Here is a 15,347-nt window from a genome sequence, read left to right on the forward strand (position 1 = left end):
GCCGGGCTGGAGAGCACCTGCTTCAGGGTCACGTCGAAGGGCACGGAGTCCTTGAAGCCCACGGTGGTGTCGTCCTTGGCGGTCACGGACTCGATGTTGGCCAGCAGCGAGCTCGGGCCGTTCGGGTCGTTGATCTTCTTGATGCGGTCGAAGGAGAACTTGACGTCGGATGCGGTCAGGTCATTGCCGTTGGCGAACTTCAGGCCGTCCTTGAGCTTGACGGTGAACTCGCTGCCGTCGTCGTTCCAGGTGCCGTCATCGGCGGCGATGTCCGGGCTCAGCTCGGAGGTGTTGTAGTCCTGGGCGTACAGGAACGGGAAGATGTTGATCTGCACGGCGTAGGAGCCGTTGTCGTAGGAGCCGGCGGGGTCGACGCTGGTGATCTTGTCGGTGGTGCCGACGGTGATGGCGTTGGAGCCGGAAGCGGTGGTGCCGCCATCGTCCTTCACGCCGCCGCAGGCGGTCAGCGAGACGACGGCCGCCGCGGAAGCGACCACGGCCAGAATCTTCTTGGAATTCACGAGAATCCTCTCTCTATGCTGTTCCATGCCATTGCGTGGTATGGATTACCGCTGACTATGGTGCCGGTTTGTTACCCATGCGTTTCCATATGCACCGGCCGGATGATGCTTGTGGCGGGGAAGGCCTGTGTTTATGCGGTGTTGAGCAGTATCGCGGATACGTGAACGGCTTTGACTCATATGACCGAATGGTGAGATAAACGGGTCTGTGTTTCACTATGCGGACATTGGTGCGATGTCACTCTACCGAGCTGTTCGATATTCACGCATACCCGCCCAACAATGATTGTTAATGTTGGTTACATAAATCAAAATGGCTATTTTGCAACGCTCTGAGGTTTCTATTGTGACCGTTTTCATCTATACTGAAAACAGTATTGATAAATAGGACGTCAACGACGACGGTTGAGCGAAGGATTCGTCGCCAGCGAAGGCGTACAGGGAAGGCATTATGTCATCAGGTTTCGAACACGGGGGCACCGCCACCGGCCGGCAGGGCAAGGCCAGTCCGGCGGACATCCGGCGCACCAACCGGGCGCTGATCTTCAATCTGCTGTTCCCCGCGCAGCGCCGTTCCCGCGCCGATCTGGGCCGACTGACCGGGCTGAGCCGCGTGGCCATCTCCGACGTGATTTCCGACATGCTGGACGAGGGTCTGCTGTGCGAGACCGGATACGCGGCCAATCCCACCGGCAAGGGCAAGCGCGGCGCGCTGCTCGGCATCGACACCTCGCGTCTCAAGATCATCAGCATCGACCTGTCGCATCCCCAGCTCATCCAAGGCGCCGTGACCGATCTGCTCGGCATTCCCCAGGACTGCATGGAGGTCGCGCTGGGCCCGGACAATCACGTCGAGACCGACGCCATCGTGCAGCTGATCGACCAGCTGCGCTCCGATCTGGATTTCGGCGACGTGCTGGGCATCGGCATCGTGGTCTCCGGCGTGGTGCAGGAGGGTACCGTGCGCGATTCCACGATGCTCGGCTGGCATAACGTGGAATTGGGTCCGCTGCTCGAACGCCAGTTCGACCTTCCGGTGGTCATCGTCAACGACGCCATCGCGGCGATGCTCACCGAACGGTTCTTCGGCCAGGCCGGCCCCGATCTGATCTTCACCACGTTCGGCCAGGGCGTGGGCACGGCCACGCTAATCCATGACATGCCGGTCATCGGCGACCATCACGCCGCAGGCGAGATCGGCCACATCGCCATCGATCCGAACGGCCCCGAATGCCCGTGCGGCAAGCGCGGATGCCTGGAGATGCTGATCTCCGCCCATGCGTTGCGCGAACGGATGCGCCACCATGACGCGCGGGGCCGCGCGGACGTGATCCGCCAGGCCGGCGATTTGTTCGCATCGGCGCTGGCCATGCCCGTGGGATTGCTGGACATCGCGGACGTGTGCGTGGCCGGCCCCGCGGACATCATCAACAACACGTTCCTGGAGGCGGCCCAGCAGCGGTTCGACGCCGCCACCGGCTCCTCGTTCCATGTGCGCACCATCATCCGCCGCTGCCAGGTCGGCGGCGACCTCACCCTGCGCGGCGGCGCCATCGCCGTGATCCGCCGCTATATCAACGGGTAGTTATATCAAGTAGTGAATTTCCGGCTCCCCTGTCCGAAGGGAATTGACAGCGAAGACGACTGAGGGGAGCAATCCACACAAAAGGATGCTCCCCTCAGTCGTCTCCGACGACAGCTCCCCTCAGAGAGGGGAGCCAGGTAAAAAGCGTCTTCACACCGCCAGTGCGGCGCCGAGCGCGCCGATGGGCTGGTCCACGGGGGCGAGCCTCAGGCGGTCGGCCAGATGCAGGCCCTTGAGGAACGGGCAGTCGGCCTCGCGGCGGAACAGCTCGTCGCTCATCACATCCAATAGCGGCTCGCCGGTCTTGGCCATGCCTCCGCCCACGATAATCACGCGCGGGTCGAACGCCTGGCCCACGATCTGCAGCGCATCGCCCATCGCGTGCGAGACGATGCCGAGCACCCGCACGGCGTCGGCCTGTTCGCAGTGCGCGCGTTCGATGAGGTCCGGCATGGCGGGCCTGCCGTCCGCGGGCCACAGCCGTTGCACCGAAGCCCCGGAGCACACGGTCTCCAGGCAGCCTCGCTGACCGCACGGGCATGCGAACCGGTTCGGATCGATCGGGATGTGGCCGACCTCCCCCGCCGCTCCGCTGAAGCCATGCTGCAGCACGCCGTCCACGATGACCCCGGCGGCCAGACCGGTGCCGAAGTTCAGGAACACCACGGTTCCCTCGCCCCTGGCACCCGGCACCAACTGCGCCGCACCGAGCGCGGCGGCGTTGACGTCGTTCTCCACGCGGACGGGAATCCCGCCCAGCCGCTCCCCCACTTCAGGACCAAGGGCGAGCGTGTCGATGTCGAGATTGACCACATGGGACACGGTGCCGGCCTCGGAATCGACCTGACCGGGCGTGCCGATGCCCACGCCGGCGAGTTCGCCGAGATGCTCGCCGGCCACCGTGCGTACCAGTGCCGTCACATCCTCGACCACGTTGCCGGCGCCGCGGCGGGCCGGCACACGATGGCTTGCCGCGACGCTGCCGGCGGCGTCCACCAGCACGGCCTCGATTTTGGTGCCGCCGATATCCACGCCGACCCGATATGTTCCCTCATGTACGTTGTTCCGCGTTGGTTCACCCATGCTTCCTTGCCTTTCCGAAGTTCCCAACCGTGTTCCCCGGCCGTCGTTGGCCGGATACGCATGCACTCCCGCTCAGTCCGGCCCGCGCCCGACATGCTCCGACGGGCGACGAACCGGCACACATACAAAGCCGGCCTGCGGGAGGAGTAGGTACCGCAGGCCGGACGTTCATGGCGTGATCCGCAATCTGTCGTCGATTTACAGTTCGCGCCAGGCGATGCCGCTGGGGCCGAGATCGAAGTGCTCGATCTCGCCGGAGGGCAGCGCCACATCGGTGGACTGCGCACGATCGGTGTTGTTGATCACGCAGTACCAGTGCTGTTCGGGGAATCGCGCCACCTCGCACTCGGGGTTGGTGGAGCTGAACGCCGCGTACTTGCCTTCGTTGTGGGAGGCGTAGAACAGGATGCGTTCGAGCAGGCGGGCGTTGGCCGCGGAGTACGGCAGGCCGGAGACGTACACGCCACGTCCCTTGCCGTATTCGTTGACCGCGAGCTGCACCTCGCCGCCGTCGGCCCTCAGCAGGGTCACGTTCTCGTTGATCGGGAACGTGTTGGCGATCGCCTCGCCGAAGTCGATGCCGCTGAGCGGAGCCTTGCCCTGGCCGCCGCCGCAGCCGGACAGCGGGATGCGGTAGCCGGCCTCGCTCCAGGCCTCGCGCGCCGCCGGATCGACGTGCACGTCCTCGGTGATGAAGTGGTCCGGGGTGACCGGCGGGAAGTACTTGTCCACCGACAGGGTCTGGAAGCGCTCCTCGTCCACGCCGAGCACGTCGGCCAGCTGGAAGAAGCGGCCCTGGAACCACTGGGAGCTCGGCTCACCCACGCCCACGAGGGCGCCGCCGCCGCGCACCCAGGCGCGCAACGTCTCGGCCAGCTTGGGCTCCCTGGTCCACACGTCGCCGCCGGAGTAGGCGGTGTCCACCGGGCCTCCGGTGATCACCACGTCGATGTCCGGATCCACGCCGTGGTCCAGCACGTCGTCGAAGCTGATGAACCGCACGTTGACGCGCATGCCGGAGAGGGCTTCGAGGATGCCGTAGTACGAGTAGGTCTGCTTGTTGGGCAGGGCGTGGGCCACCGTGTATGCCATCCAGGAGCGCATCTTGCCCCAGGAGTTCAGGATGGCCACGTTGAGCTCGCCTTCGGCCGCCGCTCCCCCGGTGCGCTCGTGGATGTCGCGGAATTCGTCGGCGATGTGCGTCACCGCGTCCACGAACTTGGGGAACTTGGCCGCGAGCGAGAGGTAGCCGCCGTAGCCCATGCGGGCGATCGGCGAACGCAGGATGGCACGGCGGGCCTTGCGCCAGTTGTCCCATGCCTCGATGCTCGGGTCGTTGCCCTCGTAGAAGGTGTCCGGGAAGAAGTACGGCAGGAAGCGGCCTTCGGTGTACTTGACGCCCTTGATGTCCGCGATCATGCGGGTGGTGGTGCCGTCGCCGATGGAGCCGACCACGGCGTCCAGGCCGAGGTCGCCGAAGCCGTCCTTGTAGGGTTCGGTGCCGATCCACTGGTCGCCGAGGAACATCATGGCTTCCTTGCCGGCGGCGTGGGACATGTCCGCGAGCTTCTTGACGTTCTCACGCACGAAGCCGGAGAGGAAGTCGATCCAGTCGCGCTGGGCCTTGCGCGGCACGCGCCATGCGGAGTTGTAGCAGCCGCCGTCCACGAAGTCCTCCGGACGCAGACGGTAGCCGTACTGCTTCTCGAAGTCGTCCAGGGCCTGCGGGCTGACGGTGCAGGAGCAGCCGAACCAGTCGACGATCTTCTCACGGTGCTTCTGGTCGAACAGGAGCGTGAACTGGTAGAAGAAGGTGGTGAAGCGCACCACGTCGGTGGTGGGGTTCTCCGCAAGCCATTTCTCGAACGTGTCGAACACGAACTTGCGGGTGGCGGGATGGTAGATGTCGAACGGGATCTCGTGTTCCTTGTCGCCCCAGTCGTTGGTGAGATGGTTGTACATCTCGACCGGGTCCCAGATGATGTAGGCGAGGAACGAGGCCGTGTACTCGTGCATCGGGGTCGCGCCGGTCACGGTCACGCTGTGGGAGTCCTTGTCCACGGACCAGTTCGCCGGGTCCACGACCTCGCCGGTGGTGCGGTCGATGACCTCCCAGTACTTGGCCGGGTCGGCGTCATAGTTCGGGGTCAGCTGCTCCTCGTAGAACGTGGCCATGAGGTCGATGGAGACGGTGTCCGTCTCGGCGAGCACGCGCTGGGTCAGCAGGTAGACCTGCGGCGTCTCGTCCATGTGGAGGGTGATCCACTCGTTGTGCGCGCGGGTCGGGAAGTAGGCGCTGTAGATCTTCTTGCCCAGCGCCAGGACGGCGTCGTCCAGATGGGTGCCGTCCGAGTTGCGGATGGCGTCGGCGCCCCACAGTTCGGCCAGTTCCTTGGTCTTCTCGGCGAAGTTCTCCTCGCTGGGAAGCGTGAAACGTCCAGTGGTGGTCATGAAAGTGTTACTCCTTGTAATTTCGGTAAGAGGTGGCTCCCCTGATTGAGGGGAGCCACCGAGACAATCGGTTCGGCACCGGGCTGTCCGCTTCACGGCATCGCCTCCGGCCCCCGCAAGAACGGACTCGCCTTCGGCGAGGCTCAATCCGACCTTCGCTCGGCTGTCGCCTCGCTCAGGCTGAGCCTACGGACAGTCCACTGGACTGTCCGCTTAACGGCTCAGCCCTTGACCGCACCGGCCGCCAGACCGGCCTGCCAGTAGCGCTGGAGGCCGAGGAACAGGACGATCACGGGCAGGACGCCGAGCAGGGCACCCATCATCAGGGCACCACGATCGGTGAACGTGGCCAGCGAGACCATGCCGTACAGGCCGAGGGTCACGGGCTTCAGGGTGTCGGACGAGACCATCATCAACGGCAGCAGGAAGTTGTTCCAGGTGGCCACGAACAGGAACAGGAAGATCGTGACCATGGCCGGGGCGAGGATCCTCAGCACGATGGTGAAGAAGATGCGCGCCTCGCTGGCGCCGTCGATGCGGGCCGCCTCCAGCAGTTCGTTCGGCACCGAGGTCTGCGCGTACACGCGGCCCAGGAAGAAGCCGAACGGGGAGACGCAGCACGGGATGATGATCGAGAGCATGGTGTTGGTCAGGTGCACGGCGTGGAAGATCGAGTACTGCGGGATGGTCAGCAGCGCGGCGGGCATGAGCATGCAGCCCATGATCACGCCGATGGCGATGTTCTTGCCGCGGAAGTTGAACTTGGCGGTGGCGTAGCCGGCCATGACGGCCACGAGCGTGCCGATCAGGGCGGAGACACCGGAGTAGATCAGCGAGTTGAGCACCCAGCGCCAGAACTGGCCTCGGGTCCAGCCCAGCAGCGTGGAGTAGTTCTTGGCGATGGCGCCCGGCAGGTCGGTGATGCCGACCGCGAACCACAGGCCGTTGCTGCCGGTCATCTCGCTCGGGGTCTTCGTGGAGGCGATGATGGCCCAGTAGATCGGGAACAGGAAGTAGATCAGCGCGGCGACCAGCACCACGACGGTGACGGTCTTGACCAGCGCGGAGGGCTGCATGGAACGGGGCAGGTCGTTGGCATGCTGGTCACGGATCTTGTCGGCCTTCTTGCGGGCACGCGCGGCGGCGCGGGCCTCCTTGCTATCGACGTTCACGGTGCTCATTCCGCGTTCACCTTCCTTTCAACCAGCGTGTACGCCACGGCGAGCACGCCTGCGATCAATGCCATGACGATGGCCACGGCGGATGCGGGTCCGTCGCCGCCCGGCGTCAGGGTGCCCTGCGAGGTGTTGAGGGCCATCATCATCGGGGTGTACGACTTGGAGATGCTCGGGTCGGAGATGGTCATGACCTGCGGCTCGTTGAACAGCTGGATGGTGCCCACGATGGACAGCAGCATGGCGAGCAGGGCCGCGGCACGCACATTCGGCAGCTTGATCTTCATGGCGATCTGGAAACCGTTGGCGCCGTCGATGCGGGCCGCCTCGTACAGGTCGTGCGGGATGGCCTGGAGGGCCGCGAGGAAGATCAGCATGTTGTAGCCGGTGAAGGTCCAGGTGGTGATGTTGGCCATCGAGCCGAGGACCACGTTGTCGGCGAAGAAGTTCACCTTGATGCCCAGGGCGGCAAGGCCCTTGACGATCGGCGAGATCTGGCCGTTGTACAGGTAGACCCAGATGATGGAGGCCACCACGCCGGGGATGGCGTACGGCAGGAAGTAGCCGAGACGGAAGGCGGTGATGTGCTTGACGATGTACGAGTCGACGAGCATGGCCAGCGCCAGCGCGGCGATGATCATGATCGGCACCTGGATCAGGGTGTAGATGACCACCCTGCCCACGCCGGCCCAGAACGCGCCGGACGTGATCACGTACTGGAAGTTCTGCAGTCCGACGAACTTGTTGACCAGTTCGCCGCCGCCGTAAGCGCCACCGCCCACGGTGACCTGGCGGAAGAAGCTGGAATAGATGGCCCAGACGATGGGCAGGATGAACACCAGGGCGAACAGGATGGCGAAGGGCGCCATGAAGGCCCAGCCGGTGCGGTTCTCACGCCGTGCGGCATCCGACCGCTTCGGCTTGGCGGCACGCTTGGCGACCCCCGTCTTCGCCGGTTGCGTTGTTGCAGTCATAGGAAACCTGTCTTTCAAAGAACAGTGCGGGATACAAAAAGATTCGTTGCGGGCGGCGGCGACGCCTCGAACGGCCGCCGGGCCGCCCTTCATAAAGAAAGGCCGGAGCGATGAACTCCGGCCTTTCGGTGTGTGGAACAGTCAGTCTCTTTCCGGTAAAGGCCCCGGCGGACCGACCGTTACTCGGCTACGGACAGGCCCAGGTTCTTCAGCGTGTCGACGGACGTGGTCTGTGCCTCGGAGAAGATGTCCGCGACCTTGCCGGAGCCGTCGGAGGCCTTGGCGGCGGTCTCGTTCATCTTCGCGGCGACGGCGGAGAAGCCGGGCATGTAGGTGAAGTCGCCCATGTTGTTGTTCGCGGTCTTGAACTCGGACATGATGTCCTGGCCGCCGAAGAAGGTCGACCAGTCATCCGGGGTCTTGGCGTCCTCGGTGGTGGCGGCCGGGACCAGGCCCTGGGAAACCAGGTCGGAGATCTGGGTGTTGAACCAATCCAGGAACTCCATGGCTTCCTTCGGGTGCTTCGAGTTCTTCAGCACGGCCACGGCGGAGCCACCGTCGGGGCCGGTCTTGCCGGCGTTGCCGAACCAGTCGCCGAGCTGTGCGACCTGCCATTCGCCGGAGCCGGTGCCGCCGGAGGAGGTCATGAACAGCGGGGCCTCCCAGGCGGCGGCCACGGTGCCGATCAGCTCGCCGTTCTTGATGGAGGCGTCGAAGGTCGGATCCCAACGCGGGTTGGTGGTCACGGCCTTGGCGTCGAGCAGCTGCTGGTAGAAGTCGGCCACGGCCTTGGAGCCGTCCGTCTCGGTGTTGACCACCCAGGCGTTGTCCTTGACCTTGTACCAGCCGCCGGAGGCGCCGGCCAGGCCGGAGATCATGTTGCCGGCCTCATCGGGCTGGTAGGACATGATGTACTTGCCGGCGGCGGCGGCCTTCTTGGCCGCGGCGATGAAGTCGCTGGCGCTCTGCGGGACCTCGGTGATGCCGAGCTTCTCGAACTCGGCCTTGTTGTAGAAGTAGACCAGCGGGCCGGTGTCCTGCGGCAGGCCGTAGGCCTTGCCATCCACCTGCACCAGGGAGTACGGGCCGGAGGCGAAGTCGTTCTTGTACTGCTCGGCGTACTGGGTCACGTCCTGCAGCATGCCCTTGGTGAAGACCTCGGGCAGCTCGGCGTAGCCGACCTGGGCCAGATCGGGGGCCTCGCCGGACTTGACGTCGGTCTCGAGCTTCTTGATCATCTCGGAGGCCTTGCCGTCGAACTTGGTGGCCTTGACCTGGATGTCCGGGTGCTCCTTGTTCCACTTGGCCACGATGTCGTTGACCAGCACCATGCCGTCGTTATCGGGCAGACGATGCATGTAGGTGATGTTCACGACGCCGCCGTCGGACGAATCACCCTCGCTGGTTCCGGTGTTCGACTGGGAACCGCATCCGGCCAGTCCCATGGACAGAGCGGCCACCGCGGCCAGACCGGCCATAAGTCGCTTGTTGAATGAAACCATGTTCCTACTCCTCTTCGAGCTTGGTTCGTTGCCGTTCTTCCTTGGCAACTACGTTCAGGGTACGGCGCGAAAGCGTCAATGTCAACTACCTTTACATTAACCGCGTGTCCACTTCCCCGGCCTTGCCGTGTAAACGGTGACATTTCGCGATACTCCGCGAAATCGGCCTATTTGTCAACATTCTTTACATCAAACGGAAACACTCGTAAAACATGTGATACACCGCTGGACCCCAGTCCCCGCGGGCGCACACGCGACACGCCGCCACATCGCTTCGTTGCGTTAATACATTAACCGCGTTAACATCTTAACCAAGTTTAGATTCAATGCTGAGTGTGAACCACTCGCGACGACGCACGGCAAGGAGGACACATGACCATCATGGCGATCGAAGCCAACCCGGCCAAGTCCCGTGCCACCGTCTCCGAATCGAACCGTTCCCGCATCCTCAAGCACCTGTACCACAACGGCATCAGCTCCCGCGCCCAGATCGCCAAGGCCCTGGACCTGACCCCCGCCGCCATCACCAAGATCACCGCCCGCCTCATCGAGGCCGGCGTCATCGAGGAGACCGGCGACATCGAAGGCTCCAAGAACCGCCGTTCCATCGGGCTGGAGCTCGACACCGCCCGATTCCGCATCATCGGCATCAAGTTCGCGCGCTCGCTCGTCCAGATCGGCGTGTTCGACCTGTGCGGCAACGCCCTGAGCCTTGAGAACCTGCCCACCGTCTACGACGACACCATCGACGACACCATCGCCATCATCCACGAGCGCATCACGCAGCTGCTGGCGGATGACCCGTCCATCGTCGCCGTCGGCATGGCCGTGCCGGGCCCCTACCTGCGCAACGAAGGCCGCACCGCCGTGGTCTCCAGCATGCAGGGCTGGCGCAGGATCAACTTCATCAAGGAATTCTCCACCGCCTTCCGCGTGCCGGTGTTCACCGAACAGGACGCCCGCGCCGGTGCCCTGGCCCACTACCTGTTCGACCCGGCCGTCCACACGGAGGCCAACCTCTCCTACTATCTGCTCGGCGAGGGCGTCGGCCTCGGCGTCATCGACAACGGCCGTCTCATCAACGGCTACCTCGGCGCCGCCACCGAAATCGGCCACATCTCCATCGACGTCAACGGCCGCTCGTGCGACTGCGGCAACGTCGGCTGCCTCGAGCGCTACTGCTCCACCCCCGCCATCCATGACATGCTCATCGAGGACGGCGAGGTGGTGCCGGGAGCCGCGGCCATGACCCACACCGATGCGGTGCGCGCGCTGTTCGCCAAGGCCCGCGAGGGCGACGAACGCGCCCGCGAGATGATCCGCGAGATCGGACGCTACGTCGGCTACGGTTGCGTGACCATCTTCAACGGCTTCAATCCCCGGCACATCATCATCGGCGACATCGTGGCCGAAGCGGGCCCGCTGCTGCTCGACGAGGTGCGCCGCACGGTGGACGAACGGTCCATCCCCGAACTCAACGAAACGACTTCCATCACCCTGTCCACACTGTCGGCGGACGCGGCCGTCTCCGGCGCCGCGGCCGTGGCGGTCACACAATTCCTGGAACATCCCTCGATGTTCTTCGACGTCTCGTGACGACGCGGGACGCGGATAAAACAAAGATTTTCCTACGGAAGAAACCAAACAAAGGAAAGGAAACAACCATGTCTAACCCGATCGTTCTGAGCCTGGGTGAGCTGCTGTGGGATATGCTGCCGGGCGGCAAGCGCGCCGGCGGCGCTCCGGTGAACTTCGCCTACCACGCGATGAAGAACGGTGCCGAGGGCTGGTCCGTCAGCGCGGTCGGCGAGGATGAGCTCGGCGACGAACTGGTGGCCAAGGCCGAGGAAGCCGGCATCAACACCATCATCCAGCGCAACGCCTGGCCGACCTCCACCGTCGAGGTGGCCCTGAAGAACGGCATCCCGGAGTACACCATCGTCAAGGGCGTGGCCTGGGATCACATCGCCTACACCCGCCAGCTCATCGACGTGGTCTCCAAGGCGGACGCCGTCTGCTTCGGCACCCTGGCCCTGCGCTCCCCCGAGTCCCACGCCACCATCACCGAGCTGCTCAAGCAGACCAAGCCGGGCGCGATGAAGTTCTTCGACATCAACCTGCGCGGCGACCACTACTCCAAGGAGCTCATCGAGGAGCTGCTGGGCTACTCCACCGTCTTCAAGATCAACGACGAGGAGCTGCTGCTCCTGCGCGACATGTTCGACATCCGCGGCACCTCCGGTGAGGACGCCTGCCGTTGGTTCCTGGACGAGTTCAACCTGGACTACGTGATCCTGACCGCCGGTTCCGCCTACTCCACCATCATCTCCCGCAAGGGCGAGTCCTCCACCGTGGACACCCCGCACGTCGAGGTCGTGGACACCGTCGGCGCTGGCGACTCCTTCTCCGGCACCTTCACCGCCCGCACCCTGCTGGGCGACTCCCTCTCCGAGGCTCACCGCAAGGCCGTCAACACTGCCGCCTTCGTGTGCACCCAGGCCGGCGCCTGGCCGGACTACCCGGAGCAGATGCCCGACTACCTCGCCGAAGCCGGCAAGTGAGTCGACCCCTTCCATCCCATCCCGCGGGTCGTTAGCACCCGCCCGATAACCTCCTTTCCTCCCCGCTTTCGGGTATGGCTCACGCCGAGGCAACGCCGCTTCGGATGCACAACCAAAACACGCTTCCCCAGCGTGAGCCATACCCGATTGACGCGGAAAACCCGGCCGACGCAGGCCGGATCATAACTGAATATCGAAACAGATTCATTGCCTCATTGCAGTTAAGAAAAAGGGATTCATAATGAGCAACGAAACCACCAAGACCGGCAACGCCGGATTCGCCAAGATCCTGCCGGTGATGTTCGCCTTCTTCGTCATGGGCTTCGTCGACCTGGTCGGCACCGCGACGAACTACGTCAAGGGCGAGTTCGCACTGGCCGACGGCACCGCGAACCTGTTCACCACGATGGTGTTCTTCTGGTTCCTCATCTTCTCCGTGCCCACCGGCATGCTGATGAACAAGATCGGCCGCCGCAAGACCGTGCTGTGGTCCATCCTCGTGACCCTCGTGGCCATGGCCCTGCCGATCATCGCCTACGTGGCGCTCTCCGGCACCGCCCGCCTCGTCCTGATCGTCATCTCCTTCGCCTTCCTCGGCATCGGCAACACCCTTATGCAGGTGTCCCTGAACCCGCTGCTGACCGTGTTCGTCAAGGGTGACAAGCTCGCCTCCACGCTGACCACCGGCCAGTTCGTCAAGGCCTTCGCCTCCCTGTTCGCCCCGTACATCGCCATCTGGGGCGCCACCAAGCTCGGCATGTGGTGGATCCTGTTCGTGATCTACTTCGTCATCGGCATCATCGGCTACATCCTGCTGGCCTTCGACAAGATCGAGGAGCCCGCTCCGGACGCCGGCACCACCACCATCGGCCGCTGCTTCAAGCTCCTGTTCTCCGACGCCATCGTGTTCCTGTGCTTCCTCGGCATCGTCGCCCACGTGGGTGTGGACGTCGGCATCAACGCCCAGGCCCCGCGTATCCTGACCGAGCACACCGGCGACCAGTTCACCGAGATCGCCGCCACCGCCACCATGGTCTACTTCATCGCCCGTATGATCGGCTGCTTCACCGGCGGCATCGTGCTCCAGAAGATCTCCAACAAGGTCGGCCTGCGTATCTGCGGCGTCATCATGACCCTGTCCGCCGTCTGCTTCGCGATCTTCGCCCTCGTGCAGGACAACCCGCCGGTCTGGCTGTTCTGGGTCGCCGTGGCCCTGGTCGGCTTCGGTAACTCCAACGTGTTCTCCCTGTTCCTGTCCCACGCCCTGATGTACCGTCCGGATCGTCAGAACGAGATCTCCGGCCTCATGCTCATGGGTCTGATCGGTGGCGCCATCTTCCCGCCGATCATGGGTGTGGCCGCCGACGCGGCCGGCCAGTTCGGTGGCATCCTCGTGATGGCCGTCGGCTGCCTCTACGTGCTGGTCATGGGCTTCGGCTACAAGATCCTCGAAGGCAAGAAGGCCTGATCGCCTTCACCGGTTCCCGGTCGGTCCGCGCTGACTGACCTCGGACTTTGAAAAACCGCCGCTCCCCATCGGGACGGCGGTTTTTTCGTAGGTTCTGTTAGACCAAGATTGACATGAACCCATGTCTGGCTACCCCTCAGTCGGCTTCACCGACAGCTCCCCTGACAAGGGGAGCCAAAATGAGGGCCATGTCAATCTTGTCTTAACAGAGCCTTTAACGTATGTCCCGACCGTGCCGCCAAGATCGGGCCCGGTCGGGACAATGTTTCAATACGAAAAGGCGCCGCTCCCCTTTCGGGGAACGACGCCTTTCATGGTGGAGTCGCGGGGAATTGAACCCCGGTCCGATGACCGAGCCCGCAGTCTTCTACGTGCGTAGTCTGCTGGCCGTGCGGCGGTTTTTCTGCCCCCATCTGTGTCGCAGACAACCGATGGCGAGCATATCCGCAGTACAAGTCCCGATGCAGCCCTGAGGCTCAGCTACATCAGCAAGTCTTCTTAACGACGCTCAGCATCCCCCCAAAGACGAGAGAGAGTGAACGGAGCGGCTGCTCACTGGTTAATCCTGGCGCGAAGCTCAGGCAGCGAGAGCGAACTCAGTGCGGTTAGATTTAGCACTTATTCTTTTGCCGGGGTCATCCACGAGCGGACCCGGCGTTCTCGGCACGCTTCCCTGCAGCGAACAGGTCACCGTCGAAACCGATCGACCCCAATCTTGAATTATCAAGCATCCGACTTTTCGGCCGGACTTTTCAAGATACACCCGTTCGTCCGGCCGCGCAAGCCGTACGCGCTGGACGAAATCATTTGATGATCGGTTTGAGCGGCGCGGAGACATCCACCTGATGCCGCTCCCCTATCACGTTCGGATCGTTGATGATCTTGTCCACCACAGCCATCTTGAGCTTGAGCTGGGAGGAGTCTCCCCAGACGATCACCCGTTCGCCGCCGTCCAGCGTGGTGGTCACGGAGTCCTGCGTCTCGGCGGTCACCTTGGTGATCTGCTGGCGCATCGATTCGGGCAGGGCCCCGAGGATGGTCAGCGCCTCCTTGACCGAGCGGTTCTTCAGGCTCGTCTCCACGTCCTTGACCTCGATGACCGGAATGCCGTCCACGTCCTTGGACGAGACCGAATTGAGCACGCGGGCCTCGGCATCCACCGCGGTCAGCGTATCGCCGCTTTTGAGCATGGCGGCGGGTTTCTGCGCGGTGATCTCGACGCTCATGGCCTTCGGGAATCGCCGTGAGACCTTGGCTTCGGACACTCCGGGAATGTCCTTGAGCTGGTTCGCCACGTCGTTCGTGGAGACCAGGAACAGCGACTTGCCGGCCTGCTTGTCCGCGATGGCGTGGATGGTCTGGGCGCTCACCCATTCGTTGGCGCCGGTCACGCTGATCGCCCCGGTTTCCAGGCGGAACACGGTGGAGAAGAACAGCAACCAGGTCAGCCCGGCCAGCACCGCGATGCCGGCAAGGGCCGCGAGCACACGGACGGCGATCACACGGGCGCTGGCGCGCTTGCGTTCCTTGGCACGCTCGGTGAAGTCCACCACCTTCGGACGCGATGCGATGCCGAGCATGCCGGTGGTCTGGTGCAGGGTCTCGGTCACGTAGTCCTCGCTGCGCAGGCGGCGGGCATCCACGAATGCGCCGGCCTGTCCCTTGGCCACCGTCACGTCGGTGGATGAGGGGCGCTCGACCGGGGCAGCGCCACGCCCCCGGACACTCGCCGACTCCCCGTCATGATGCGAGGCCACCGCACGTGGCTTGCCGGCACGGGACGTCGCGGGCTTGGACACGGTCCTTGCGAAGGGATTGAACGAGCGGGACGCATTGCGTGAAGGTGACTTGGCGCCCTGGTGCGTCCCGGACGAAGCCGAAGCGGCGGCACCGACCTGTCCCGAAGGCTTCGAGACGAACCGCGCGCCGGACTGGGCGGTGGACCGCGTCACGCCTCGCGCAACGGACTTGGTCGGCGATTTCGTGGCGGACTTGCCCGCCACACGCGCCGCGGCACGCACGTTCTG

At 64.0% G+C, this 15,347-nt stretch carries 11 protein-coding genes and 1 other RNA gene; 4 read left to right on the plus strand and 8 right to left on the minus strand.

The window, feature by feature from the left end; translation table 11 throughout:
• The coding region (locus DF196_RS10250) for an ABC transporter substrate-binding protein (RefSeq protein WP_241519696.1) at positions 1–521 on the minus strand (521 nt) is incomplete at its 3' end.
• A gap of 451 nt (positions 522–972) precedes the next feature.
• Here DF196_RS10250 and DF196_RS10255 point away from each other — a divergent pair.
• Positions 973–2,106, plus strand: coding sequence for an ROK family transcriptional regulator (locus DF196_RS10255; protein ID WP_109057735.1), 1,134 nt, complete (start codon positions 973–975; stop codon positions 2,104–2,106).
• 150 nt (positions 2,107–2,256) lie between these two features.
• Here DF196_RS10255 and DF196_RS10260 read toward each other — a convergent pair whose 3' ends face one another.
• The 5 genes from DF196_RS10260 to DF196_RS10280 all read right to left on the minus strand — a co-directional run bounded on the left by DF196_RS10260 (position 2,257) and on the right by DF196_RS10280 (position 9,291).
• Positions 2,257–3,189 carry an ROK family protein gene (locus DF196_RS10260; protein WP_109057736.1) on the minus strand — a complete coding sequence of 311 codons (933 nt, stop codon included), beginning with the start codon at positions 3,187–3,189 and terminating at the stop codon, positions 2,257–2,259.
• Positions 3,190–3,387: 198 nt separating this feature from the next.
• Positions 3,388–5,640 (minus strand): 1,3-beta-galactosyl-N-acetylhexosamine phosphorylase, encoded by a 2,253-nt coding sequence (gene gnpA, locus DF196_RS10265; protein WP_109057737.1) that lies wholly within the window; start codon positions 5,638–5,640, stop codon positions 3,388–3,390.
• Between the two features lie 221 nt (positions 5,641–5,861).
• The gene (locus tag DF196_RS10270; RefSeq protein WP_109057738.1) at positions 5,862–6,821 is read right to left on the minus strand and encodes a carbohydrate ABC transporter permease; all 960 of its coding nucleotides are present in this window, start codon (positions 6,819–6,821) and stop codon (positions 5,862–5,864) included.
• Positions 6,818–7,789 (minus strand): carbohydrate ABC transporter permease, encoded by a 972-nt coding sequence (locus DF196_RS10275; protein WP_109057739.1) that lies wholly within the window; start codon positions 7,787–7,789, stop codon positions 6,818–6,820. Before DF196_RS10275 ends, DF196_RS10270 begins: the two co-directional genes overlap by 4 nt.
• Before the next feature lie 179 nt (positions 7,790–7,968).
• Positions 7,969–9,291 carry an ABC transporter substrate-binding protein gene (locus DF196_RS10280; RefSeq protein WP_109057740.1) on the minus strand — a complete coding sequence of 441 codons (1,323 nt, stop codon included), beginning with the start codon at positions 9,289–9,291 and terminating at the stop codon, positions 7,969–7,971.
• Between the two features lie 381 nt (positions 9,292–9,672).
• On the opposite strand from DF196_RS10280, the gene DF196_RS10285 reads away from it, so the two are divergent.
• From DF196_RS10285 to DF196_RS10295, 3 genes are all read left to right on the plus strand, one after another.
• A complete protein-coding gene (locus tag DF196_RS10285) occupies positions 9,673–10,887 on the plus strand; it encodes an ROK family transcriptional regulator (protein WP_109057766.1) in 1,215 nt (404 codons plus the stop codon).
• Positions 10,888–10,955: 68 nt separating this feature from the next.
• On the plus strand, positions 10,956–11,852 hold the full coding sequence (locus DF196_RS10290) for a carbohydrate kinase family protein (RefSeq protein ID WP_109057741.1): 897 nt from the start codon (positions 10,956–10,958) through the stop codon (positions 11,850–11,852).
• A 241-nt stretch (positions 11,853–12,093) separates the two neighbouring features.
• Positions 12,094–13,320 (plus strand): MFS transporter, encoded by a 1,227-nt coding sequence (locus tag DF196_RS10295; protein ID WP_109057742.1) that lies wholly within the window; start codon positions 12,094–12,096, stop codon positions 13,318–13,320.
• Positions 13,321–13,634: 314 nt separating this feature from the next.
• Here DF196_RS10295 and ssrA read toward each other — a convergent pair.
• Positions 13,635–14,031: a transfer-messenger RNA gene (gene ssrA, locus DF196_RS10300) on the minus strand.
• 92 nt (positions 14,032–14,123) lie between these two features.
• On the minus strand, positions 14,124–14,996 hold the full coding sequence (locus tag DF196_RS10305; protein ID WP_241519697.1) for a cell division protein FtsQ/DivIB: 873 nt from the start codon (positions 14,994–14,996) through the stop codon (positions 14,124–14,126).
• Between the last annotated feature and the right edge of the window lie 351 nt (positions 14,997–15,347).

Origin of the sequence: Bifidobacterium callitrichidarum (assembly GCF_003129905.1) — a bacterium.
GTDB classification, from domain to species: Bacteria; Actinomycetota; Actinomycetes; order Actinomycetales; family Bifidobacteriaceae; genus Bifidobacterium; species Bifidobacterium callitrichidarum.